This window comes from Anaerocolumna sp. AGMB13025 (assembly GCF_029689925.1).
Lineage (GTDB): Bacteria > Bacillota > Clostridia > Lachnospirales > Lachnospiraceae > Anaerocolumna.
In genome coordinates, this window is record NZ_CP121445.1 from 3,934,806 (window position 1) to 3,958,679 (window position 23,874).

Here is a 23,874-nt window from a genome sequence, read left to right on the forward strand (position 1 = left end):
TTTTATATGAATAGCTAATTTAATAAAGCATTTCTAAGCTTGAGTTAAGTAATCCAATAAAGTGTCAATCCCCTCACCGGTAACCGCACTGACAAAAAAGAGTTTTTCGCAGCCCGTTAAATTAAGCCACCCACCAGCCCTTATCGGCCTCGCATCCTCTTTATCTATCTGGGTCACTATTCCAATGACTTCCCGGTTAACCAGACTGGTTATATTGGGGCTATAAAGGGAGTATTGCTCCGTAGCACTAAGGAGCAGTCCCACTACATCTGCCTCATAAGCATATAACGCCAAGGCGCCTGCCAGTATCTTATTCTCAGCGTATTCCCCTGGCGTATCGATTATTAAATCATAATAATTCATGGATTGGGTTTTCTGGTAATTAAGCTGTTCCCCACGTAACGCCTGTGTCAGGGTCGTTTTACCGCATTCACTTCTGCCCACTAACATTATTTTTTTCATGTTCTTGTAATTTCACACACGGTAAAATGCAGCTTTTCCTGTGCGTATACAACAATGGCATTCAAGGAGGTCTCAACTTCCGAAACTGAACCAGTAACAATTAACGTTCCGCTGAAGCGGTCAACAAAACCCAGTTCCACTCCGGAAGTTTTGATTGCTATGTCACTGGCTATTATTGCAGTTTCACTGGGGGTCATGGTGACGATACCGATAGCGGATTTAGAATAATCCACTTCTGGATTTAGTCCCAGTTTTTTGTAAAGAACCGTATCCGGGTTTGCAATGACATGGGCAATTGTAATTTGTTTACCCGGTACTATCTCCTGTATGATTCTCATTTTATTATCATTGGTCAATATATCCTGAATATTCAACGCTGCCTCCTTTTACTCCTATCCAAAACGTTCAGCCGCCAATCTGGCAGATTAATCCGGAACTTTTAGCTGCCTCCAGTAATTCTTCCATACGCTCCTTGCTTAAAGGCTCTAAATGTGCCAGGTTATATTCCCTGCCAAGACCTTCATATTTATCCTGTCCTAACCGGTGATAGGGAAGTAAATGAAGTTCTTTTACTCCGGGGAGATTCTTTGCAAAGGCAGCAATTTCTCTTATTTCTTCTTCTGTGTCATTAAAGGTCGGAATCACCGGCACTCGGATTACCAGATTGGTACCGGCTTGTGCGATCTTTATAGCATTTTCTAATATAAGTTCATTGGATCTGGTGGTGAATTCTTTATGTTTTGCATTATTCCTATGTTTAATATCCATTAAATAGACATCCAGGTAAGGCAGATATTCCTTAATTACTTCAAAATCTGCGTAACCCGTACTTTCCATTGCTGTATGTATCCCGAATTCCTTACAGGCTTTTAATAAACTTACGGCGAATTCCGGCTGGCACAAAGCTTCTCCGCCGGATAAAGTTACCCCACCACCGGAACGTCTGTAATAAGGCATATCTTTTTTAATTTCATCCATAACTTCTTCAACGGTTACATCTTTTCCAATTATTTTGGGTTTTCCCTGTACCACCATGGTCTGTACGTCATATTCCTGGGATTCGGGATTACAGCACCATAGACACCGGAGCACACAGCCCTTTAAGAAGATAATGGTACGGATACCCGGTCCGTCATGAATGGAGAATCTCTGGATATCAAAAACCCGTCCTTTTACCTGCATTATATCCATAACATCTGTTTCCTCCATTCGTCTGTATGTTTTTTACTGTTGTCGTATTTTCATAGATACCGGTAATAAAATTAAAAACCTTGTTCCGTCCTTGCAATAATGTCATCCTGTAAGGATCTTGACAGAGAGGTAAATAATGCGCTGTACCCTGCAACACGAACCACCAGATTTTTGTAGTTCTCGGGATGATTCTGTGCCTCCACTAAAGTATCCCTGCTTACTACATTAAACTGCATATGGCTTCCCTTCTGGTCAAAATATGCACGGATTAATGATATGAAATTCTCAAGTCCTCGAACACCACTAAGAGCTGAGGGATGGAATTTTTGATTGAATAAAGTTCCGTTGGAAGCAATAAAATGATCCAGTTTTGCGACAGAGTTAGCTGCTGCTGTAGGTCCGTGGGTATCTTTACCGGAGGAAGGTGAAACACCATCTGCAACAGGTGTAAATGCAAGTCTTCCATCTGGTGTTGCTCCAGTCTGAGCACCTAAAGGTACATTAGCCGATACCGGATATAAGCCAGCCTGGTACTGTCCCCCTCTGGGATTTTTATAAGTTTCCAAGGGTTTTGTATAGGTGTAGGCAACTTCACGGGCAAATTCATCTACTTCGGAAATATCATTGCCGTACTTTGGAATCTCTGCTATCATTTCCAGTAAATTATTATAATATAGCTGCTCTTCCTTTGATACACCTCCGTTTAAGGCAAGGGTTAAAATTTCAGCAATTTCTTTTTCAGTGATTTTCTGTCCTTCAGAAATTAATTTCTGGACGATTTCTATCGTAGCCTGCTCCGCTGTAGCTTTATCAAGTCCCTTGCCATAATTTACTTCAAGAGCCTTTTTATATTCAGAAAGTGTTATTTTCTTATCTTCAAATACTAATTTCTTAATTGCATATAGGGAATCTGTCATGTTGGCGATACCAAAACCCTGGGGTCCGGTAAAGTTATACACTGCTCCGCCTTCCTGCACACTCTTACCCCGTCCGATGCAGTCCTCAATCATACCAGATAAAAAGGGCAGCGGGCATCTTTCGGCATGGGCTACATCAATTGCATTATCAGCATTGACCATAAGACCAATCATATACTTCATCTGCTTTTGGTAAGCGTTAAAGAATTCTTCAAAGGTTGTAAACCTTTCTACTTCACCGGTCTGAATACTAATTTGTTCTCCCTTATCCCTGCCATTACTAAATACCAGTTCCAGAGGTCTGCACATATTAAAGAAAGCCGCATCATGCCAGCCATCGGTTTTTCCGGCTTTTTGGGGTTCCACACATCCAATAATATTATAATCCCTGGCATCGGCCAGGGTCAGACCACGGTTTAGCAGCGCAGGAATGACAACTTCATCGTTATAATAAGCCGGAAGACCGATTCCGGTACGAGTAAGCTTGGCAGCTTTCATCAGGAATTCCTGAGGTGTCCCATTCCAGACACGAACGGAAAGGGAGGGCTGGGGAAGGGCTACGTGCATGGAAGCTTCAATACACATGAAGGATAAATCATTAGTAACGTCAACCCCTTCTTTATTTTGTCCCCCTGCAATAAGGTTCTGGAATAAGCTGTATCCTGCAAATCCTTCTGCAGAAGCCGCATCACGGGCTTTATTTAAGTCATTTAATTTTACCCAGATACAATCCATTAATTCCTGGGCAAATTCTCTTGTAATTTTACCAGCTTTTAAATCTGCTTCATAATAAGGATACATATACTGGTCAAAACGTCCCGGTGATATAGAGTGTCCGCTGGATTCTACCTGTAAAAGCATCTGGATGAACCAGAAGGACTGGCAGGCTTCATAAAAAGATTCTGCTCCTTTTCCCGGTACTTTAGCGCAATTCTCAGCAATACGTAATAGTTCTGACTTACGGGTCATATCCTGGCAGCACTCTGCTTCTTCCAAAGCAAGGGCTGCATAACGGTGAGCATAGTCAATCGCTCCCTGACAGCTTGTGATTACAGCTTCTAAAAAGCAGCGGCGTTTTACATAGTCCATATCTGAAACCTGTAACTGATTCAGGGCCGCTTTTGCTTTTGCAATAATCCCTTCATAACCGATAGAAAGAATTTCGTCATAGGAAACGGTCACATGCCCTACCCCATTAAAAAAATAATTACCAGGCGTAAAGATATTGTGGTCAATGGCAAGCTTTGTCTCTGGTGCCATATAAGACAATGCCAGTTCACTGGTGGTTTTACCCTTCCAGTATTGATACACTTTATGAAGTATGTTCTTGGTTTCTTCTGATATAAAGAAAGGGTCTGCGGTGCGGGTACTGATGGTGTCAAATTCTGCTTCCAGCCAGGCATAGGAGAATTCCGGGAACACCTGACAGCCCCTGGGGGCTTTAGTCGCACTGCCTACAATCAACTCATTTTCTCTGATCGTAATTGGAATATATTTCAGTATATGTTCAAAAGCCTTGGCACGGCGGGTAATAATTGGGTCCTGCTCCGTCTGTTTATAGCTCTCCGTAAGCAAATATGCGCGGTCTGCTTCAATTTCAGGCATAGCTGCATATAAATCCTCCACTAATTTTCCGATTCTAGGACTTTTCGTAATTTCCATATCATAATATTTCTTCATACTGTGCTCCCGTCTGTGCTCTGCACGTTTTAATCAGTGAAAAACTTTATCTGTTTTATCTAGGAAATCAATAGCGGGTTTCCACTTTCATTGTATTAAAAACCTGTTTCCAGTTTTCCTCAGGTTCAGAATCCGTAATCATAATATCAATATCAGACAAATCTCCTATTTTAGTAAAGGATATTTTGTTAAATTTAGAATTGTCTGCAGCCAATATCTTAGTATTAGCGGACTCAAACATTAATTTCTTAATATGTGCATCCATCTCATTGGAATCCGTTATACCTTTTTCCAAATCAATGCCTTTACAGGAAATAATTGCTTTATCCACATGATAGTTGGTAATCATCTTTTCCGCCTGGTAACCTACTAAGGACAGTGAGCCTTCTCTTAAGGTTCCGCCGGTAGATAATACCTTCCAGCCAGCTACTTCAGATAATTCCAAAAGTATTTCGATGGAATTGGTAATAATGGTAATATTTTTTTTATTCTTTAAATGTTTTGCCACATAAACTGCCGTAGAACTGGCATCCATCATAATATGATCGCCGTCTTCAATCACGGAACTGATTATTTCAGCTATATACTGCTTATTCGTCACATTGGCTTTTTTTCTTACCGTATAAGGCAGATCCACATTCAGACTTTCATTAATAATGGCACCACCATAAGTTTTTTTAGCAAAACCTTCTTTTTCAAGCTTATCTAAATCACGTCTGATTGTCTCTTCTGTCACATTAAAACTGGCACTTAAATCACTAACAACAACCCTGCTGTCTCTTTGTAACATAGCCAGTATTTTGTTTCTTCTTTCAATTGCAAGCATAGATCCATCCTACTTTCCTACATGGTAACCCACTTAATTTTATGTAACCTGAATAATATTATAATATATCTATTCAGAAAATGGAAACCAATTTCTGATTACAGAACATGCTTTTTCGGTTAATAACCTTTTGTTTGATTCACAGTTTATTAGATGATACCTACTCTATCTATAAGATGCTCTTGCAAAGTTTACTATCCGGATTTGCAATTACGGCAGAATCTAATAGCATAGCATTTTCACCTACCGCTGCTTTTGCTTTTGTGATAGCTGCTTCAACCGCAGCTACTTCTCCTGTTAAAAGTAAGTAAGATTTACCACACATTCCTCTTGCAATTCTTAGTTCAATCAGTTCCACTTGGGCAGTTTTGGCAGCTTCATCTGCTGCAACGATAATGGAGGCGGCAGAGAAAGTTTCTAAAATTCCAAGGGCATTGATTTTTTCTATCTGTGTTGTACCGTAAATCGCAGCAAATATGGATTCATGGGGATTACCAAGGATAAAACTGTCTATTAGATGTTCACTGTATCTTGTCCTGGCTGCTTCGATGCAGGCGTTTATGGCACTTAAATCCCCTCTTAGTAATACAATATACTTGCCGGGACATACTGTCTGTGCTTCAATTATTTCTACCTGGGCAGTTTTTAGCATCGTATCAGCCGCTAATAATCCGGCCGAAACTGTTTTATATTCAACCATTCCAATTGCCTTACTCATAAAGTGTACATCCTCTCTGCATTAACATTTATCTGGCTTTAATGATTACAAATTTGTCGTTAACTTCTATGATTTCACCGGTTATAGAAGCATGTACCGGCAGGGAAAGCTTATCTTTTTCAGCCTGGGCGATGACATCCCCTTTACTTACAAAATCATTTTTATGAACCAATGGTACTGCTTTCGCACCGATATGCTGATTTAAATTGATTTTTACTTGATTTACCATTAAGTCTTTATCGTCAAGAGGTGCATTAACATCATACTGTTTTAAACCCAGCCTCTTGGTTAACCGGTCCATAGGCACCATACGGTACTCTCTCATAGCGTCGGTTTCTTTTGACGCTATTCCTTTTGGTATTGGTATTCCTTTACTTCTTAATCTGGTTTTATATTCTGTAATTAATTTTCTTGGGGCTAAATCCTGGGGACAGGCATACATTTCGCAGATTCCGCAGGAACAGCAGAACATGGTATCTAAAAATGGAGATAAATCCTGTGTTACTCCACTGGTTGCCGCCCTCATAAACATATGGGGGGTAATGGGCTGTCCCAGTAAATGCCTGGGGCATAAATCCGTACACATCTCACATTGACAGCAAGTAGCCATAGCCCGTTTCATATCAATGGAGGAATTACCTGATTTTTTATGAATCACAGTATGGTCAGCAGGTAATACCAGAATTGCATTGGTGGTTTTTGATATGGTGTCATAACCATTTATAATGCTTCCGGTCATGGGACCTCCCATAAAATATACAAAATCCTTGATTTTTGGTCCACCGGCTATACCAACCGCTTCTTCCACAGACATACCAATAGGTGCTTTAATAGTGACAGGATTTTTAACTTCTCCTGCTATGGTAAGGTACTTCGTATAAACAGCTTCCTTATTACTTATGGCTTTATATATATTAAATACGGTTTCTACATTAAATACAGCAACACCTGTTTCAATAGGGATACTGCCCGGAGCCACTTTTTTTCCGGTAGTTTCATAAATCAGCACCACTTCATCCCCCATGGGATAAACTTCCTTTAAAAGCTTTATCTCTAGCTTTGGAAAGGAATAAAGGTTTGCCTTTACCGCCTCTACGGTTTTTTGGTAAGCTGCTTTTACTGCAAGGATTACTTGTTTTGCTTCCAAAGCTTCCGCCATCAGCCCAAGAGTGCTCATAATCTCATAAGCATACTTTTGTAATACTTGTCTGTGGACTTTTAATAAAGGCTCGCATTCTGCACAATTTAAGATAATTGTTTCCGCTCTTTTATCTAGTTTTGCATAAGTAGGAAATCCGGCGCCGCCGGCACCGGCAACTCCATATTCCTTAACGGTACTTATCAGTTCCTTTATATCCATATATTAAATCTACTCCAGTCCGATTCCGTCATCAACGATTCCAACAATCGCAGCGTCAATAGGTGCATCCTTTAAATTACAGCCAATTCGTGCGGCACTGCCTTTTGCCACCAGAACAATTTCACCGATACCAGCGCCGACATTGTCTATTGCAACAATTCTTCCTTTTCCCTGTTCCATGGTTTCAAAGGGTTCAACGATTAAGAATTTACTGCCTACCAGATTATCATTTTTTCTTGTTGCTACAACGCTTCCTACAACTTTTCCTACGATCATAATCTCACCTGCTTATTTTTATGTGATTAAACCTTGTTTATATTGTTTTACATATGAATTGCTGCCTATGCATCAGATCACTGTATTCTTGGTTTCTGATAAGCCAGTCATAACTGCCTTTAAGTACTAATTTTCATTAAATCTTATTAATTATCCAAATCATTCTTGATATGAAATTGATATATTTCTTAGACTTTAAGCTTTAATAAAGACTTAATATGTCCTTGTATTCTATTTTATTATGATTGCCGTATCTCCTGTACTGATTTTGGCTGCATTAGCTTCATCGGTATCGATATGCATTTCCAGTGTGTAGGTCTTATCTACACGGATTTGTACGTGATTAAAGGTGGTACCTCTTTCATTTTCTACCTTAATGGATACCGTGTCGCCATTATTTACACCTGCGGTCAGGGCATCCTCCGGTGACATATGGATATGTCTTTTGGCAATAATGCAGCCTTCCTGTAAATAAACAACGCCTTTGGGACCAACAATAGCTATGGGGGCGGAACCTTTAATATCGCCGGACTCTCTGATTGGTGTCTTGATTCCCAGTTTTATTGCATCGGTTGCAGATATTTCAACCTGGGAGGCTTTTCTTACCGGTCCTAAGATTCTAACATTTTCCATTGCTCTTAATTTTAAACCTACTATGGTAACTACTTCGTTTGAGGCAAACTGACCACCCATTAATTCTTTTTTCTTGGTTAATTCATATCCGCTTCCAAACAGAGTTTCCACATCTGCCTGAGTTAAATGGACATGTCTTGCTGATACGCCTATAGGAACAACAAATCCTTGTTCCGCATTATTTTGATTCATTGCTTCCATTACCAGTTTCGTAATCATTTCAATTGTTTTTTCTTCCAAGAAATTCACCTGCTCTTTTCTTATAAAAATTCGTAGTTAGATATTTCACTAAAATAATTAACTGATATGTTCTTGCTGATAAAACTATTCGTTTAGACTGTTATACTACTTTCGGGGGCAACGTAATCATCCCCGGAATTATTTAATTTTGATTTAGGTTTACAGCCCCCTGGAACTTTTCCATTACAAAGAGCTGTAAACCTTGGGAGTGTAGCAATTATTTTAAAGATGGAAGAATCTTTTCAACATCTGTATGAGGTCTGGGAATTACGTGGGTAGCAACTAATTCACCAAGTTTGGAAGCTGAGCTTGCTCCTGATTCAACTGCTGCCTTAACAGCTCCTACATCACCTCTTACCATAACACTTACAAGTCCGGAACCGATTTTTTCTGTGCCTACTAAAGTTACGTTTGCTGCTTTTAACATTGCATCTGCTGCTTCAATTGCTGCTACTAACCCTCTTGTTTCTACCATTCCTAATGCTTCCTGTGCCATTCTTTTTTCCTCCTTAACAGTTGTTTGTACTGTTTCTTTTTGAATTGGTTTTATAGTTTCTTTTACTAATTCTTTTACTTGTTCTTTCACTTTTTCTTTTTTAGCAGCCTTTGCTCCGGTTTTTTCTGTTTTTACTGCTGCTTCTGCTTTGACCGCTGTTGTCTCTTCTGCCGGTACTGTTATGTCTGCAGATTCCTGTTTCTTTGCGGGCACAGTTTCCTTTTCAGGTACTGTTTTTACAGTCGCGGAATCTTTTGCATTCATAGCCGTTTTTTCATTATTAGCTGCTTCTTTTTTGATTGATGTCACATCAGGCTTCTTTGCTTCTGCCATATTAGCTCCTTCTGCCCTTTGGCTTCGGTTACTGTGTACTTATTCTGCTTGCGCTTATATTAACCATCCTGATGGTTTCTTCATGAGGGTTAGGAATTACCGCATGGACACAGGGTTTCATAGCTTTACTAGCTGCACTTTCAATCGCCTGTGTTACCGCAGACACATCCCCTTGAACGATAATAGTAACAAGTCGTCCGCCTAATTTACGTTCCCAGGTTACAAATTCCACATCTGCTGTCTTGCACATGGTATCAAGTGCTTCAATCGCTGCTGTTACACTGGGTATTTCAATAAATCCATAAGATTTCATTTGTTGCTCCCGTCTGCGTGCATGGCACGCATTTAAATCATTTCAGATCAGATTTTTGGAAGAATTTTTTCTACATCTGTATGTGGTCTAGGGATTACATGTACCGCTACTAATTCACCAAGTCTTGTTGCTGCTGCCGCACCTACTTCAGTAGCTGCTTTTACTGCGCCTACGTCACCGCGTACTAACACAGTTACAAGTCCTGAACCGATTTTTTCTGTTCCCACCAATACAACCTCTGCTGCTTTTACCATTGCATCCGCTGCTTCAATTGCTGCTGTTAATCCTCTGGTTTCTACCATACCTAAAGCTTCTTGTGCCATTTTAATATCCTCCTAATTGTTATATCTTTTTGTAATAGCTTCTAAATAATAAATTAATATAGCATTTATATTACATAAATATAGTATTTATTTACATTACCTTGCATTGTTCAAGTTAATTCTTATCCAGTCCATTTAATGCAAGTAATTTTTCCGTATCTGCTTCCGGATTTGCAATAATATGTTTTGTTATAACTCCGGATACTTTGTTTGCTGCAGCTTCTGCTGCCTCAACTGCCGCTTTTACATCTTCTACGCCTCCGCGAAACTTTACCATGACGATTAAAGGAACGGGAAGACTATCCGCATTAGCAGGCTTATTACGATCGAAGGTTTCAATCGTGACATTGGCGGCTTTACAGCCGGCATCTCCTGCAACGAAAGCCGCTACAAGTCCAAACACTTCTATCATTCCAACAGCATTAGCCATACATTAAACCGTGCCTTTCTTATTCATTTACAATGGCTATTTTTAAGCCTTCCATCTTAAGATTAGTGGCAAAACCTTCATTAATCTGACTTAAAGGATATTTGTGGGTAATTAATTTTTCCATTGGAAGTCCGATTCCCTTTGCTCTCTTTAAGAAATCAAAGGTAGTGGCATAGTCTCTTAAGGTATATACCCAGGAACCAACAGTAGTAATTTCTTTTGCACAAATATCAAAGTGAGGATTGATGGTAGCATCTCCGCCATTGATAAAGAAACCAAGTTCGCAAAGCCCGCCGCCGTTGCGGATGAATTTATAGATATTGGAGTGACCTACAGCAGAACCCGTACATTGGAATGCAAAATCCGCCAAATGTCCGCCAAAAGCATCTTCCACACCTTTTGTCAGGGCTTCGATTCCGTTAAAATCTTTAAAGTTCACGGAACTGTTAGCACCCATCTCTTTTGCAAAATCCAGTCTCTTCTGTTCACCGTCCACCGCCACGATATTCTCTATACCCATAGTACGAAGTACTGCAATACAGATAAGACCAATCGGTCCGCAGCCCTGAACTACTACTCTGCTGTTAAATCTTAAGATTCCTGTGGTTTTCGCTCTTTCCACCGCATGGATTAATACTGCGCAAGGCTCGATTAAGATTCTGGAATCCAAATCCAAATCGCTTACATTAAATATAGTGGAACCGCCGCGGATTACAATATAATCTGCGAACCACCCATTAAGGTGTACGTTGTCATCGGGTAAAAGTCCATAAACATCTGCTCCGCCTACGTTTTGCTTATTCAAGTCAAACATGGTAATGTCCGGATTATCTTTAAATATCATGCAGGATACTACTTTATCCCCTACGGATAATGTCTTACCGGCGCTGTCCTTTTTCACATTCTTACCAAGCTTTACTATTTCTCCGGTACCTTCATGTCCTAATACCACTGGTATTAAACTAAATGGATCTCTTTTAAACTCATGGGCATCGGTTCCGCAGATACCACAGCCTTCAACCTTAACTAAAATATCATCATCACCAAGTTCTGGAATGGGATATTCTTTTATTTCAATTTGTTCTAATTTTGAAAGAAGAGCTGCCCTGCTGGTCTTAGGTATGGTTCCAGCGGCAGTCCCAGGGGCTTTCTCAGCCGGTGCGCTTTTCATTTCTTTTAGAACCTGTTTTACTATTTCTTCAATTTTTGATGAATTTACATCCATGACAAATCCTCCAATTTACTTTGTTCCAAATGAACGTTATTATCTGATGCAAAGGCTGTCCGACATAACACATCGTCTCTGCTTTGTAAAGGTACGGGCTGAGGTAAGACCTTCGCCGGTTCTGCTGGCAATAGTAAAAGTACAATAACCTTCGCCGCCAAAGCCTAATGCTGCATAGGAAGGTGCATTTTTAACAAAGATTGCCGTATCAATTGCTTTACCGAAACGTGTTATATTATCAACGTTCTTGGAGTGCATATGTGCGGAGTGGCGGTTGCCGTGCTCTAACCAAACTGCCTTTTCAATTGCGTCATCAATATCTTTTGCTCTTACAATACCAAGAATCGGCATCATTAATTCCTCTGCAATAAGGGGATGTTCTTTTTCACCTTCAAAGATAATACATCTTATGTTATCCGGTGTATTAATACCAATCATGGAAAGTAAGGTACGGGCATCTTTACCGACACATTTTCTGTTTAATTTATTGTCTTTTAAAACCACGGCTGTTAATTTATCCTGTTCTTCCTTCGAGATTTCATAACAGTCATTTTCTAATAAGTAATGTTTCAGTTCGTCTACGATTTCATTTACCGCTACAATTTCTTTTTCTGCAATGCATGGAAGGTTATTATCAAAGGTACAGCCGTTTACAATGTCCATAGCTGCTTTCTTAATATCCGCTGTCTCATCTACTAGTACCGGGGGATTGCCGGCTCCGGCTCCAATACCGCGTTTTCCCGAGGAAAGCACTGTGGTTACTACACCAGGACCTCCGGTTGCAACGATTAGGGGAATGTCTTTATGTTTTAACATAATGTCACTGGTAGCCAGGGTAGGTTTTGTGACAGATACTGCTATATTATCCGGTCCGCCAACTTCTACAGAGGCTTCATTCACCAGGTTTACTGCAAAGTTTGAAACCTTAATTGCTGCTGGGTGGGGATTAAAAACTACGGTGTTGCCCCCTGCTATCATTCCAATACTGTTGCAGAGAATGGTTTCGCTTGGATTAGTGCAGGGTGTTATGGCACCGATTACTCCAAAAGGTCCCATCTCAATCAGGGTAAGTCCTCTGTCGCCGGACCAGGCTATGGTTGCTATGTCTTCCGTCCCGGGAGTCTTTTCCGCCAGTAATTGGTGTTTTAATATCTTATGTCCTACATTACCCATACCGGTTTCTTCTACGCCCATTTTTGCCATGATTTCCGCACTTTCCATGGTTTTTTTACGGATGTTGTTTATAATCTTTTCACGGCAGTCCATGGATAGTTTCTGCATAACTGCCTGTGCTTTTTTTGATGCTTTTATTGCTTCTTCCATGTCTTCAAAGACACCGGATAATTTCTTACCGCTAATTCCTGCTTCAGGTTTTAACTGTGATAGAACTTTTTCCACAATGTCTTTCACTTGTGCCTCACTTACTGCCACGTCATAACCTCCTCTAATTTAGTACTGCCAAAAGCTGCCAGTTCTCTGTCCTGTTCCTCTGTACCGCCGCTGACTCCAAGAGCCCCGATGATTTTTCCCTGCCAGATAAGAGGTTCTCCTCCGCCAAAGATTACAATTCTGCCTTGATTTGTATGCTGGATACCATATAATTCCTGCCCGGGCTGACTTAAGTCTTTAAGTACGGCAGTAGACATCTTTAAGGCTGCTGAGGTATATGCTTTATTCTCTGCTACATCAAAGCTTGCGATATAAGCATCGTCCATACAATGTATGGCTGCCGGACGGGCTGCACTGTTATAAATAGCGATAACAGCCTTGATACCCCGTCTTACTGCTTCCTTCTCTACTGCCTGAATCAGAGCCACCGCCTGGTTAAGGCTGATATCTGACCTGACCTCTTCCTTGACCGGAGGAAGATATTCCATTAATGCCTTTTTTACTGCTTCTTCAATCATCTGAGTCCTGGTTTTAAGTAATTTATGTTTCATTAGTCTGAGATTATCAGTTAATTCCGTACTTTTTGATTTATCTAAAATACCGTCAATAAATCCCGCTAATCTGTCTAAATCCTGATATAGTTCCAAAAGATTATTATTGTTTTCATTATGATCGGACATAATCATTTCTCTTTTCTTAAAGTGACTCGATTATTTTAACCCTAATTGTTCGATCACTCTCTTTGTAATTTCAGACACTAATTCTGTAGTATCCGGAGTGTGGGAACCTTTTTCATTACAGTTAAAGCAGCTTGCTTTACCTTCTTTATTATTCTGGCATAGATCTGCGGGATGTTTCCCAGTCATGCCAAACTGTCTGCGGATTTCATACAATCTTTGAACCTGAGCTTCGGATAATTCCTGTGGTCCGCCAAGTTGCTTTGCAATGAACAATAACTGGGCATAGAACTCAACGGATTCCATCTTGTGGTATGCCGCCAAAAGAGAGTCTGCATAAGTAAGAGCACCGTGATTTTCTAATAAAACCGCATCATAATACGGAAGATATTTTGACACTGCATCCGGAATTTCTTCCGTTGAAGGTGTACCATATTCAGCAATCGGAACGCAGCCAAGTGTAATAACCGCTTCTGGCATGATGGGCTGAGTTAATGGAATTCCGGCGATCGCAAAGCCGGTTGCATACATAGGATGAGCATGTACTACGGATACCACATCTGGTCTTTCTTTGTAAACGCGCATATGCATCTTGATTTCGGAGGATGGTTTGAAGTTGCCATTAGCCTGAATTACTTTACCTTCCTTGTCAACTTTACATATATAATCGGGAGTCATGAATCCTTTGCTGACACCAGTAGGTGTACATAAAAATTCATTCTCACTGATTTTTACTGAAATGTTACCATCATTAGCTGCAACCATTCCTTTATTATAGATTCTTCTACCAATTTCGCATATTTCTTTTTTGATTTCGTATTCAGATGTCATAAATATTCTCCTTTATAGTTGTGGTTTTTAGTTGTTTTTTGTTTGTTTGACTGTATTGTAACACTTATTATAGCCTAAGTCAACTTATAAATTAAGTTATTTGTTGTTTTTGTTGTTTTTTATTTGTTTGTAGTTATATGGATGCCAGGCTTTCCCTTCTTATTTGAGATAAAATACTTCTTTCATAAATTTAATCGGTTCTGCTTCATTAAAATCAAAGGAACCCTCCACCATTTGAGAGGTAATCGCATTCCACCTGTTGCAGGCTTCACTTTTAGCGATATAAGCGTTAGCCGCTTCTATATCCTCACACTCAAAACAATAAAAAAACTGATTTCCATTCTGAAATATAGAATAATTCCTATACCCAGCTTTTGTATGTTCCTCCATTATCTCAGTCCAGGGCTCCAAATGCATCCTTACATATTCCTCCAAAAACTCTTCTTTCACTTTCCAGGTCCAGGCATATTTATTACTTTTTTCCATGTTTGCTTCCTCCTAAAATGCAGCTTATATTATTAATTTTATTACTAATTTTATTTTTCCTATCACTTGCTTTATTGTCTGCACTCCTATCCTGTTAACCAATAAGAAAAGGGCTGATGCAAAATCAAAAGCTTACATTAACCGCAAAGTACCAAGTACTTTTATTCTGCATAAGTTAATAACTTTAATTTTTGCATCAGCCCAAATCTTATTTTAGTATACTGTTTTCCATTCGTCGATATTATCCTTATCAAACTTAAATGGTGCTCCTAAAAGGACTTCGGTACCTCCGTCTGCTGCGGATATAACTTCATAAGAGCCAAGGGAACCCGCATCAAATTTATCCCCTGCAGCACCGGTAATATCACCTTTAACAAGTGCCATGGAAGCGTAGGCTGCCAAACTGCCTACATCAATCGGATTCCATAAGTACATCCAAGGGCAGGAGCCGTTAGCAATATACTCGGCCATTTCACTTGGAAGTCCAAGACCGGTAACTGCCACCTTACCAATTAAACCTTTGTCGGTAACAACTTTAGATGCTGCTGCGATACCTACCGTTGTAGGTGCAATAATTGCTTTTAAGTCAGGATAGTTTTTCAGCAATGCTTCTGTTTCATCAACAGATTTCTGGAATTCGTCATCACCATAAGCAATCTTTACTAATTCAATACCTTTATAGTCTCCTTCTTCCAGTTCCTTCTTCATCCATTCAATCCAGGTGTTCTGATTAGCTGCCTGGCTTGTAGCACTAAGAATGGCGATTTGTCCTTCTCCCTTAACCATTTCTTTCGTTGCCTGGATTAATGTACGACCGATTTTCTCGCTGTCTGCCTGATTGATATGAACCATACGGCTGTCCTTATTAACAGCTGCATCTAAAGATAATACTTTGATGCCCTGATCCATAGCCTTTTTAAGAGCTGGCTGAAGGGCGTCAAAATCATTACCGGCAATGGCAATGGCGCTTACTTTCTGGGCAATTAATTCATTAATCATAGTAATCTGTGCCTCTGCAGTTGCAGCTTCCGGTGCTTTTAAAATCGCAGTAGCACCTGCTGCTTCAATAACCTCTTTAAAGCCTGAGCTTTCCTTTTCATTGTAAGGATTTCCGGCGCTTTTTACTAAAATAGCAAAATTCTTGCCTGCCATTGAATCTGCTCCTGCAGAATCCGTAGTTCCTGTACTGCCTCCCTGTGCTGGTGTCTGTGCATCCGGTGCTTTTTTTCCACAGGCAGTAAATAACGCTAATACCATGGAAAATACCAATACTAAAGATAAAACCTTCTTCATTTTTTTCATTGTAAACCTCCTAAAATATTTTTATACATCAACAGCTTTCGCTATCTGTAACAATGTTAATCATGTCAGCAAAAGATACTTTAACACCATTTATGCTTCTTTTGCTACTTCCTTTTTAAAAAATTTCATAAAATTTAATTTGGGAATCATAACTGCTCCAATGAGAAGACACCCGATAATAATCAGCATGACCTGAGAACTTACATTGATTAAACCCAAACCATATCTTAAGAAACCAATAATAAAGATAGAAATAACTGCACCAATAAATCTTCCTTTCCCACCGCTTGTAGAGATACCACCAAGTACTACCATTGCAATTGCATCCAATTCATAGGACATAGCAATGTTTGGTCTTGTACTTCCCATCCTGGAGGTCAGGAAAATAGCAGTAATTGCAGCCATCGTACCGGTTACGGTATAGATAATGAGACGGATTCTGTCAACCTGGATACCGGAATACCTGCTGGTTACCCGGTTGCTGCCAATTGCAAATACTCTTCTGCCAAAGGTGGTTTTATGTAAGACAACCCCAAAGATTACTGCCAATATTATAAAGATAATAAGCATGTAAGGAATACTTCCAATGGATCCCCAGTAAATATCACTAAACCAGGCAGGAAAATTGCCGGAGGCCTGATCTTTTAATATCATGGTAGCTATACCGCGATATAAAATCTGAGTTCCTAAGGTAACAATCATAGGTGCTAGTTCTTTATATTTTGTTAAGATAAAACCATTCATAAAACCACAAAAGGTTCCGGTTAATAAGCAGATTATAACGGCCGCTCCCATGGGAACACCAAGATTGTTATAAGAAACTGCCATGACTACCGAAGACAAAGCAACCGTAGAACCTACGGATATATCGATTTCCCCGAGGATTAGTACAAATGCCATCGGTAATGCCAGGAACGCTTTTTCCAGAAAAGAAGAAGTAGCATTAAGCAGACCATCACCATTCATATAATAAGGTGATAAGTTGGAGTTCATAATATTAATTCCGATAAATAACAGTACTAAAAACCATTCCCACTGAAAGAAAAATTTTTTTAAGGAAAACTTCTGTTCTGCACTGATGACTCGTTTTGACTTTCCCATAATTAAAGTTCCCTCCTTTTCAGATTTTTCCTGTCTATGGATCTCTGGGATGTTGTATTGATGATAATTGCTAAGATTATAACCAAACCTTTGATTGCATCCTGCCAGAATGGTGAGATATTAATTAATGGCAGCGCATTATTTAATATACCCAAAGTAATAGTTCCTAATATTACACCTAATACGGTACCTTTACCGCCATTTAAGCTGACACCGCCGATAACACAGGCTGCTATAATATCAATCTCAAGTCCGCTTGCTGCATCGCCCTGGGCAGAAGCATACTTTGATAACCAGAGAATACTGACCAGACCGGATAAACCACCCATAATGGAATAAACCAAAATATTGATACGGTCTATATTAATACCGCTTATTTTTGCTGCTTCCACATTACTTCCCACGGCATAAATTTTTCTGCCGGTCCTGGTGAATTTAATAAAATAAGCAAATATGACATAGATAAGGATTGCGACAACAATCATATTGTTGATTCCTAAGAACTTACCAGTTGCAAAAGCCTTTAAGCCCGCCGGAAGCTGATAAGAAGCAACCCACTGATTATTGGCGATTAGATAAGTAGCGCCTCTGTAAACATTCATTAAACCAAGGGTTGCAATAATGGGAATCACGTTACCTTTTGCAATAATCAATCCAATTAAGAGTCCACACAGGGTTCCTACCAGGATTCCAAGCACAAAGGATATGATGGTTGGAATTTCGGGATGGGATCTTAATAATAATGCCACCGTCATTCCGGAAAAGGCTATGGTGGAGCCGATGGAAATATCAATTCCGCCGATTAATAATACACACATCATACCAACAGCCAGAATACTCATCATTACCGCATTGGTTACCAGATCATTAATATTGGTAATTGACATAAAAGAATTATTTCTTGCCTGTATGAAGATACAAAGGACTATTAATATTACTATCAGGCTCATTTCTCTTGTCCCAGTTATGTTTTTTAAGTTAAATTTACTTTTTTCCATTCTTTATCACCTCACTTAACCTTTACTATGAGCTGTCTTAGCCATACCTTTTTCCAGTATCGCTTCCTGGGTGGCTTCACTGCGTAAGAGTTCCCCCGTTACCCTGCCCTCACACATTACAACAATACGGTCACACATGCCTAAAATCTCCGGCATTTCAGAGGATACCATAATAATGGCGTATCCCTGGCTGGCTAACTCACCCATAATTTCATAGATAGCCGCTTTCGCACCGACATCCACTCCTTTGGTAGGTTCATCCAATATAAGAAGTTTTAAATCTGAGGCTAAGAGTTTGGCAACTACGACTTTCTGCTGATTACCTCCGGATAAAGAACTTGCTTTATCAAAAATGGTAACTGCTTTGGTATCTACTTTTTCAGCAAGGAGTTTACCCAATTCTCTTTCTTTCTTCCCGTTTATGATTCCATATTTGGTAAGACTATTAATAATCGTAAGTGTAATATTCTGACCGATTCCCCAGTCCAGTATCAGCCCCTGTTTCTGCCTGTCCTCCGGCAGATATCCAATTCCAAGGTTCATGGCGTCCAACGGTCCTTTCACATCTACCTCTCTGCCATTGAGATATATTTTTCCTCCGTCCTTCGCTTCAACACCGAATATGGTTTCACAAACTTCCGTACGTCCGGCACCAACTAAACCGGTAAGTCCTAAAATTTCTCCTTTCTTAACGTGAAAGCTGACCTCCTTAAAATAACCGGTACGGCTTAAGTTTTCTACTTTCAGTACTTCTTCCCCGATACTTATTTCAGGTTTTGGGAACAGCTGGGTAATCTCTCTTCCTACCATGGCAACAATCAAATCTTCATTGGTGATGCCATTTACATCATAGCTGCCGATATACCGGGCATCTCGGAATACGGTAACTCTGGTGGCCAAACGATACATATCTTCGAACCGATGGGAGATGAATATGATGGATGCTCCATCATCCCTTAATTTCTCTGCAATTTTATATAATTCTTCGCTTTCCCTTTTGGTTAGTGCTGCGGTGGGTTCATCCATAATAATAATTCTCGCTTTCATGGATAAGGCCTTTGCAATCTCAACCATCTGCTGCTGTGCCACACTTAAGGTTCCCATTTCTGTGGCAGCATCAAAATCAGCGCTTAATTGTTTTAATAATTCATTAGCTTCTGTATGCATCTGACTCCAAAGGATCCTGCCGGTACCTTTTTGAACCTTTTCATGACCCATAAAGATATTTTCGGTAACCGTAAGATGGGGATAAGCTGTTACATGCTGATAGATCGCCGCTATTCCTGCTGCTTGCGCTTCCTTTGGGTTTTTAAAATTAACTTCCTTTCCATCCAGGAACATCGTCCCCTCTTCCGCTTTATGTACCCCCGTAATTACCTTGATAAAAGTGGATTTTCCAGCTCCATTTTCTCCCATCAAAGCATGAATCTCACCTTTCTTTAATTGAAAGTGCACATTATCTAAAGCCTTCACACCCGGAAATATTTTAGTTATCCCTTTTAGTTCAAGAACATAATCAGACATGTTCATTCTCCTTCCATATGTTTTGCAGATTCCTTCTTCTCTTCTCTGTCTCTTTACTAGGCTTCTATTCAATTCTTGCAGTTTCTTTCAACCTTTCTTTCAACCTTAATATATCCTAATGATATCATCACACCTACTGAAAACCTACCGTAATTTTGTTTGAAGCAGGGTATTATATTACTGTGTTTTTCTTGTATTTTATGGTTTTTTGTTATTTTGTTTTTAAAAAAACCGCAATTATATTGGGTTTCTTGATCTTTTCTTTTAACTTACATATACTTTTGCGGAGTTTGTTGCCATTTGCTTTTTTAACTTTTCTTTGCTAAAATAAAGGAATCAGAAAGAAAGTGGACAAATTTGTCCTAGGAATGTCCTTATCTTTCACAAACGACATTTGTATTATGTATTGGGGGTTACGAATGTCAGATCCATATTACCTATTAGTTGTCTTAGGTTTATGAACCTTAAGATTCATACTTAGTCCGGAATTTTTCCCCGGATATCAGCAGGAGCTGCCATGAAACTATTAATTGCAGATGATGAAAAACTGACCAGAGAAGGTATTATTTCTGATTTTGATTGGAAACAGCTTGGTATAGACCAAATTTATGAGGCAGATGACGGTATTAACGGAATTGAGCTTTGCAGACTCCATAAACCGGATATCATATTAAGCGACGTTCGTATGCCAAGAATGAATGGGATCGAAATGGCAAAAGAAGTGCAAAAGATACTGCCTTTAACAAGTATTATATTTATGAGTGGATATTCCGATAAGGAATATCTGAAAGAAGCCATTAAGCTAAAAGTAATCAGCTATGTGGAGAAACCCATAGACAGTGTAGAATTGGAAGCTTCCATCAAACTTGCCCTTAAAGAACAACTCTTCCATGCCAAAAACCAGATCCATATCGACCACCACAACAAATATTCCCAGAATAAACTTGCATTGCAGATCATTTATCCTTCTGCCAAAACCAACTATTCAGATTACACAAAACAATTTGAAGATTTAGGTTTTCAGATTAAACCAACCACAGATTTTACCACACTAATTATTACCTTAAAAACTGCAATCTCAGGTATCCCAGACCCATTTATGAATGAGTTATATTCTAATATTGATGAGATTGTGGCAAGGTTTCATATGGAATATATCCAGTCGGTTAAAAATGATGAATATTTGATTCTGCACATTTTTTCTGATAATAAAAGCAGCGATTACGGAATTCGTAATATCTGCCTTTTACTTTCCTCTTATTTAATAAATAAGTATCCATATTATATTGCGGTAGGCAAACGTGTAAAGGGTATTAAAAACATATATGAATCCTATAACTCTGCCGTGGTTTTACTGCAAAGTTCATTTTTTTACGACTATAACAGTATCATTGCAGCAGATGATGTATCTTATAATGCTGCTGTGTCAGATCAGACACTTTTAACCGCTTATGGGGAGTCATTGGCACAACATAATTATGAGGAAGTCAAAGTCTGTGTCACTGCTCTTTTTAACAGCTTTAAAGAAAATCAGCAAATCCTTCAAAATTATGCCAAGGACCTTTATTACAAATTGTTTACCATACTGATCCAAACCGCAGCTAACTTACGTATACCCGCCTTTTACGAAGAAGATTCGGCAACTGTCCTTGAATATGTATCCAGGGACTATAATTTAATGGAGCTGCATCAGTTACTCCTAGATAAAATTAGTCTGTTTTTCTCCTATATAGCCGAACAATCCAAAGATAGTGCATCTATCTATGCAATTAAGGAGTTTATAAGTAAAAATTACCGAAAGGATACCCTGTCCGTAAAAGATATTGGTGAGCATGTATTCTTATCTTCCTCTTATGTATGCACCTTATTCAAAAACGAAACAGGCAAGACCCTGAATCAGTTTCTTACTGAGTTTCGCATTGAGAAGGCTAAAAGCATGTTAATCGATGCCAGATATAAAATTACGGACATTGCTGCAAAAGTCGGTTACAGTGACAGTAATTATTTTGGTAAAGCCTTTAAGAAAATAGTTGAAATGTCACCATCGGAATACAGGGAGCGGTTTGGAAAATGATGACTACAATAAAAAAGCTGATTTTTTACTATTCCAATGATATGAAATTAAAGCATAAGCTGTTAATTTCCCATCTGATTTTAATACTGGCTCCCATACTGATTATTACTGCTTTATTTTACAGCCAGCTTTTTAATATTATCGTATCTAATACCAAAGCTTCGGAATTAAACCTGTCCCGGGAAACCGTCAGTAACTTTGAGAATACCGTGGAGGACATCCGTTTTGCGTCCGGTGAAATTGTGAAAGATAAAACTTTTACAGACTTGATTGCAAATCCGGATAACAATACGGAAAGCAGTAAAAAGAAGCTCTATTCCTCTTTATATTCATTTCTCCAGACGGTGAATGCCAAAATTGACGGGGCTGCCATAACTGATATCAAGATTTATCTTAGCCCCGCTTATGAAGCATATTATCAGGATCCCGATTTATCCAGTACGGGGATTTTAAAACCCATCAGCGATATAAAGAATTCTTACTGGCATGGCATTTTTGCCAGTACAAGGGAGCGGCAGCTTTTATGCCCGACCTTGTACCTTACCACCAAAGAGAAAAAGGATTCTGGTCTTATCTCGTTTACAAGGAAAATAAATGGTAAAGATAACTCAGAACTAGCTTATGTATCTGTGTATTTTAATAAGTCCTATCTTAACTCCATGTTAAAAGAATATACCACCCTGCCAGGTAGTGCTAAATACGTAGTAAACGAACGGGATGCCATCGTTGCATCCTCCAGCAACAATTTAGTGGGTAAATATCTGGTTTATTACAATGAAATACCTCCCCTGGTGCCGGATACTAACCGGTTTGAAGTCAAATCCTTTTCTTCGGAACGGTGTTATATCTCCTATCAGGAAATAAACGGAGCTAACTGGTACATGATTTCCGTAATCCCGGTTAACAGTATCTGGTCGGAAAATAAGTCTCTTATTGTAGAGTTTCTGCTGGCTTATATACTGGTTTTAGCTTTTGCCTGTATGGTTTCCTTATTATTATCTAATTCCATTGTCCGCCGTATATCTACGGTGATTAACCAGATGAAATCGGTAAAGACCACGAAACCAACTCCACTTAACACTCCTACGGAACATGACGAAATCGGCGATTTAATTGAAACGTATAATTATATGATTGGTGAAATTAATAACCTGTCCGAGGAACAGGTTAAAACAGCCAGTGAACTAAGAACCGCAGAATTTAAAGCCCTACAGGCCCAGATCAATCCTCACTTTTTATACAATACCCTGGATATGATAAACTGGTTGTCCAAAAAAGGTCTGAATGAAGAAGTTTCCACTGCGGTACAGGCTTTATCAAAGTTTTATAAGATGACACTGCGTAAAGGAAATATTGTGGTAACCATTGAAGAAGAATTAGAGCATGTATCCCTTTATATTCAGCTGCAGAACATGCGGTACGATAATAAGATTCATTTTACCATTGACATTCCGGATACGATGTTAGAGTTTACCATTCCAAAGATTATTTTTCAGCCGGTTGTGGAAAATGCTATACAGCACGGTATTTTCTGCAAAGAATCCAAAGAAGGTAATATAGTAATTACCGGTTGGATGGAAGACAATATTCTCGTTTTCCTTATATCTGATGACGGTGTTGGTATCCCAAAAGAAAGAATTGATCAGTTAATGTCCGGTCAGATTAAGAGTTCCTCCGGCAGCGGTGTAGGTATTTTAAATACTCATAACAGGTTACAGCTTTTTTATGATGCACAGTTTGGATTATCTTACCGCAGTAAGGAAGGTGAATATACGGAAGTTGAAATCAGGATTCCCGCATTGAAAGCACCTTCTAATACGGGAGGGACTTGATGGAGTACTGGTCGAATCAATTTTTCCGTTGATAAAGAAGCAGGGGGGTGGTTATGGCAGGTTTCAAAACGCTTAATACTATGTCATTCGTGACTTCAGGCGAAGAATAGTAAGCTAATAAATCCTGGCATAACCACCCCCTGCTTCATGATTCAGTTTTGGGGCTGATTGTATAGAGTTAATATATAATGCTATATGTTGCGAACACGAATACGAAAATTTCAGCTCTAAAAAATA

Annotated in this window: 24 protein-coding genes; 2 read left to right on the plus strand and 22 right to left on the minus strand. The window is 39.3% G+C overall.

Annotated features, from left to right (window positions below; genetic code table 11):
* Positions 1–33 precede the first annotated feature (33 nt).
* The 22 genes from QA584_RS16260 to QA584_RS16365 form a co-directional block, all read right to left on the minus strand.
* Positions 34–462 carry a EutP/PduV family microcompartment system protein gene (locus QA584_RS16260; RefSeq protein ID WP_278270110.1) on the minus strand — a complete coding sequence of 143 codons (429 nt, stop codon included), beginning with the start codon at positions 460–462 and terminating at the stop codon, positions 34–36.
* Positions 459–800, minus strand: a complete 342-nt coding sequence (locus QA584_RS16265) for a BMC domain-containing protein (RefSeq protein WP_334306029.1) — start codon at positions 798–800, stop codon at positions 459–461. Before QA584_RS16265 ends, QA584_RS16260 begins: the two co-directional genes overlap by 4 nt.
* A 67-nt stretch (positions 801–867) precedes the next feature.
* Positions 868–1,653: a glycyl-radical enzyme activating protein gene (locus tag QA584_RS16270; RefSeq protein ID WP_278270112.1), complete on the minus strand. Its 786-nt coding sequence runs from the start codon at positions 1,651–1,653 to the stop codon at positions 868–870.
* 71 nt (positions 1,654–1,724) lie between these two features.
* Complete coding sequence (locus QA584_RS16275; RefSeq protein WP_278270113.1) at positions 1,725–4,250, minus strand: glycyl radical protein; 2,526 nt, start codon at positions 4,248–4,250, stop codon at positions 1,725–1,727.
* A 67-nt stretch (positions 4,251–4,317) separates the two neighbouring features.
* A complete protein-coding gene (locus QA584_RS16280; protein ID WP_278270114.1) occupies positions 4,318–5,076 on the minus strand; it encodes a DeoR/GlpR family DNA-binding transcription regulator in 759 nt (252 codons plus the stop codon).
* Positions 5,077–5,245: 169 nt separating this feature from the next.
* Positions 5,246–5,794, minus strand: coding sequence for a BMC domain-containing protein (locus tag QA584_RS16285; RefSeq protein ID WP_278270115.1), 549 nt, complete (start codon positions 5,792–5,794; stop codon positions 5,246–5,248).
* 28 nt (positions 5,795–5,822) lie between these two features.
* Positions 5,823–7,154 (minus strand): 4Fe-4S dicluster domain-containing protein, encoded by a 1,332-nt coding sequence (locus QA584_RS16290; protein ID WP_278270116.1) that lies wholly within the window; start codon positions 7,152–7,154, stop codon positions 5,823–5,825.
* A 9-nt stretch (positions 7,155–7,163) separates the two neighbouring features.
* Entirely contained in the window at positions 7,164–7,430 is a 267-nt protein-coding gene (locus QA584_RS16295; RefSeq protein WP_278270117.1) for a EutN/CcmL family microcompartment protein, read from the minus strand.
* A gap of 231 nt (positions 7,431–7,661) precedes the next feature.
* Positions 7,662–8,282, minus strand: coding sequence for a phosphate propanoyltransferase (locus tag QA584_RS16300; RefSeq protein ID WP_442870362.1), 621 nt, complete (start codon positions 8,280–8,282; stop codon positions 7,662–7,664).
* Between the two features lie 238 nt (positions 8,283–8,520).
* A complete protein-coding gene (locus tag QA584_RS16305) occupies positions 8,521–8,799 on the minus strand; it encodes a BMC domain-containing protein (RefSeq protein ID WP_278275193.1) in 279 nt (92 codons plus the stop codon).
* A gap of 361 nt (positions 8,800–9,160) precedes the next feature.
* A complete protein-coding gene (locus QA584_RS16310; protein ID WP_278270119.1) occupies positions 9,161–9,445 on the minus strand; it encodes a BMC domain-containing protein in 285 nt (94 codons plus the stop codon).
* A 47-nt stretch (positions 9,446–9,492) separates the two neighbouring features.
* On the minus strand, positions 9,493–9,768 hold the full coding sequence (pduA, locus tag QA584_RS16315) for a propanediol utilization microcompartment protein PduA (RefSeq protein ID WP_161838678.1): 276 nt from the start codon (positions 9,766–9,768) through the stop codon (positions 9,493–9,495).
* 115 nt (positions 9,769–9,883) lie between these two features.
* Positions 9,884–10,198 (minus strand): BMC domain-containing protein, encoded by a 315-nt coding sequence (locus QA584_RS16320; protein WP_278270120.1) that lies wholly within the window; start codon positions 10,196–10,198, stop codon positions 9,884–9,886.
* A gap of 19 nt (positions 10,199–10,217) precedes the next feature.
* Positions 10,218–11,423, minus strand: a complete 1,206-nt coding sequence (locus QA584_RS16325) for a zinc-dependent alcohol dehydrogenase (RefSeq protein WP_278270121.1) — start codon at positions 11,421–11,423, stop codon at positions 10,218–10,220.
* 39 nt (positions 11,424–11,462) lie between these two features.
* Positions 11,463–12,854: an aldehyde dehydrogenase family protein gene (locus QA584_RS16330; RefSeq protein ID WP_278270122.1), complete on the minus strand. Its 1,392-nt coding sequence runs from the start codon at positions 12,852–12,854 to the stop codon at positions 11,463–11,465.
* Positions 12,845–13,492, minus strand: coding sequence for a GlcG/HbpS family heme-binding protein (locus tag QA584_RS16335; RefSeq protein ID WP_278270123.1), 648 nt, complete (start codon positions 13,490–13,492; stop codon positions 12,845–12,847). Before QA584_RS16335 ends, QA584_RS16330 begins: the two co-directional genes overlap by 10 nt.
* Before the next feature lie 30 nt (positions 13,493–13,522).
* Positions 13,523–14,320 (minus strand): class II aldolase/adducin family protein, encoded by a 798-nt coding sequence (locus QA584_RS16340; RefSeq protein ID WP_278270124.1) that lies wholly within the window; start codon positions 14,318–14,320, stop codon positions 13,523–13,525.
* A gap of 159 nt (positions 14,321–14,479) precedes the next feature.
* Positions 14,480–14,806, minus strand: coding sequence for an L-rhamnose mutarotase (locus QA584_RS16345; protein WP_278270125.1), 327 nt, complete (start codon positions 14,804–14,806; stop codon positions 14,480–14,482).
* A 213-nt stretch (positions 14,807–15,019) separates the two neighbouring features.
* Positions 15,020–16,108 carry a rhamnose ABC transporter substrate-binding protein gene (gene rhaS, locus QA584_RS16350; RefSeq protein ID WP_278270126.1) on the minus strand — a complete coding sequence of 363 codons (1,089 nt, stop codon included), beginning with the start codon at positions 16,106–16,108 and terminating at the stop codon, positions 15,020–15,022.
* Positions 16,109–16,198: 90 nt separating this feature from the next.
* Positions 16,199–17,209, minus strand: coding sequence for an ABC transporter permease (locus tag QA584_RS16355; RefSeq protein WP_278270127.1), 1,011 nt, complete (start codon positions 17,207–17,209; stop codon positions 16,199–16,201).
* 2 nt (positions 17,210–17,211) lie between these two features.
* Positions 17,212–18,207 (minus strand): ABC transporter permease, encoded by a 996-nt coding sequence (locus QA584_RS16360; RefSeq protein WP_278270128.1) that lies wholly within the window; start codon positions 18,205–18,207, stop codon positions 17,212–17,214.
* Positions 18,208–18,222: 15 nt separating this feature from the next.
* Positions 18,223–19,731 (minus strand): sugar ABC transporter ATP-binding protein, encoded by a 1,509-nt coding sequence (locus QA584_RS16365; protein WP_278270129.1) that lies wholly within the window; start codon positions 19,729–19,731, stop codon positions 18,223–18,225.
* A 517-nt stretch (positions 19,732–20,248) separates the two neighbouring features.
* On the opposite strand from QA584_RS16365, the gene QA584_RS16370 reads away from it, so the two are divergent.
* Complete coding sequence (locus QA584_RS16370; protein WP_278270130.1) at positions 20,249–21,805, plus strand: response regulator transcription factor; 1,557 nt, start codon at positions 20,249–20,251, stop codon at positions 21,803–21,805.
* A complete protein-coding gene (locus QA584_RS16375; protein WP_278270131.1) occupies positions 21,802–23,637 on the plus strand; it encodes a sensor histidine kinase in 1,836 nt (611 codons plus the stop codon). The genes QA584_RS16370 and QA584_RS16375 overlap by 4 nt, the downstream gene beginning before the upstream one ends.
* Positions 23,638–23,874 lie beyond the last annotated feature (237 nt).

What these genes read in the sequence shown, in the direction of transcription:
- QA584_RS16260 (WP_278270110.1), bottom strand. Translation starts at nt 462, where the DNA reads ATGAAAAAAATAATGTTAGTGGGCAGAAGTGAATGCGGTAAAACGACC.
- QA584_RS16265 (WP_334306029.1), bottom strand. Translation starts at nt 800, where the DNA reads ATGAGAATCATACAGGAGATAGTACCGGGTAAACAAATTACAATTGCC.
- QA584_RS16270 (WP_278270112.1), bottom strand. Translation starts at nt 1,653, where the DNA reads ATGGATATAATGCAGGTAAAAGGACGGGTTTTTGATATCCAGAGATTC.
- QA584_RS16275 (WP_278270113.1), bottom strand. Translation starts at nt 4,250, where the DNA reads ATGAAGAAATATTATGATATGGAAATTACGAAAAGTCCTAGAATCGGA.
- QA584_RS16280 (WP_278270114.1), bottom strand. Translation starts at nt 5,076, where the DNA reads ATGCTTGCAATTGAAAGAAGAAACAAAATACTGGCTATGTTACAAAGA.
- QA584_RS16285 (WP_278270115.1), bottom strand. Translation starts at nt 5,794, where the DNA reads ATGAGTAAGGCAATTGGAATGGTTGAATATAAAACAGTTTCGGCCGGA.
- QA584_RS16290 (WP_278270116.1), bottom strand. Translation starts at nt 7,154, where the DNA reads ATGGATATAAAGGAACTGATAAGTACCGTTAAGGAATATGGAGTTGCC.
- QA584_RS16295 (WP_278270117.1), bottom strand. Translation starts at nt 7,430, where the DNA reads ATGATCGTAGGAAAAGTTGTAGGAAGCGTTGTAGCAACAAGAAAAAAT.
- QA584_RS16300 (WP_442870362.1), bottom strand. Translation starts at nt 8,282, where the DNA reads ATGATTACGAAACTGGTAATGGAAGCAATGAATCAAAATAATGCGGAA.
- QA584_RS16305 (WP_278275193.1), bottom strand. Translation starts at nt 8,799, where the DNA reads ATGGCACAGGAAGCATTAGGAATGGTAGAAACAAGAGGGTTAGTAGCA.
- QA584_RS16310 (WP_278270119.1), bottom strand. Translation starts at nt 9,445, where the DNA reads ATGAAATCTTATGGATTTATTGAAATACCCAGTGTAACAGCAGCGATT.
- pduA (WP_161838678.1), bottom strand. Translation starts at nt 9,768, where the DNA reads ATGGCACAAGAAGCTTTAGGTATGGTAGAAACCAGAGGATTAACAGCA.
- QA584_RS16320 (WP_278270120.1), bottom strand. Translation starts at nt 10,198, where the DNA reads ATGGCTAATGCTGTTGGAATGATAGAAGTGTTTGGACTTGTAGCGGCT.
- QA584_RS16325 (WP_278270121.1), bottom strand. Translation starts at nt 11,423, where the DNA reads ATGGATGTAAATTCATCAAAAATTGAAGAAATAGTAAAACAGGTTCTA.
- QA584_RS16335 (WP_278270123.1), bottom strand. Translation starts at nt 13,492, where the DNA reads ATGTCCGATCATAATGAAAACAATAATAATCTTTTGGAACTATATCAG.
- QA584_RS16340 (WP_278270124.1), bottom strand. Translation starts at nt 14,320, where the DNA reads ATGACATCTGAATACGAAATCAAAAAAGAAATATGCGAAATTGGTAGA.
- QA584_RS16345 (WP_278270125.1), bottom strand. Translation starts at nt 14,806, where the DNA reads ATGGAAAAAAGTAATAAATATGCCTGGACCTGGAAAGTGAAAGAAGAG.
- rhaS (WP_278270126.1), bottom strand. Translation starts at nt 16,108, where the DNA reads ATGAAAAAAATGAAGAAGGTTTTATCTTTAGTATTGGTATTTTCCATG.
- QA584_RS16355 (WP_278270127.1), bottom strand. Translation starts at nt 17,209, where the DNA reads ATGGGAAAGTCAAAACGAGTCATCAGTGCAGAACAGAAGTTTTCCTTA.
- QA584_RS16360 (WP_278270128.1), bottom strand. Translation starts at nt 18,207, where the DNA reads ATGGAAAAAAGTAAATTTAACTTAAAAAACATAACTGGGACAAGAGAA.
- QA584_RS16365 (WP_278270129.1), bottom strand. Translation starts at nt 19,731, where the DNA reads ATGTCTGATTATGTTCTTGAACTAAAAGGGATAACTAAAATATTTCCG.
- QA584_RS16370 (WP_278270130.1), top strand. Translation starts at nt 20,249, where the DNA reads ATGAAACTATTAATTGCAGATGATGAAAAACTGACCAGAGAAGGTATT.
- QA584_RS16375 (WP_278270131.1), top strand. Translation starts at nt 21,802, where the DNA reads ATGATGACTACAATAAAAAAGCTGATTTTTTACTATTCCAATGATATG.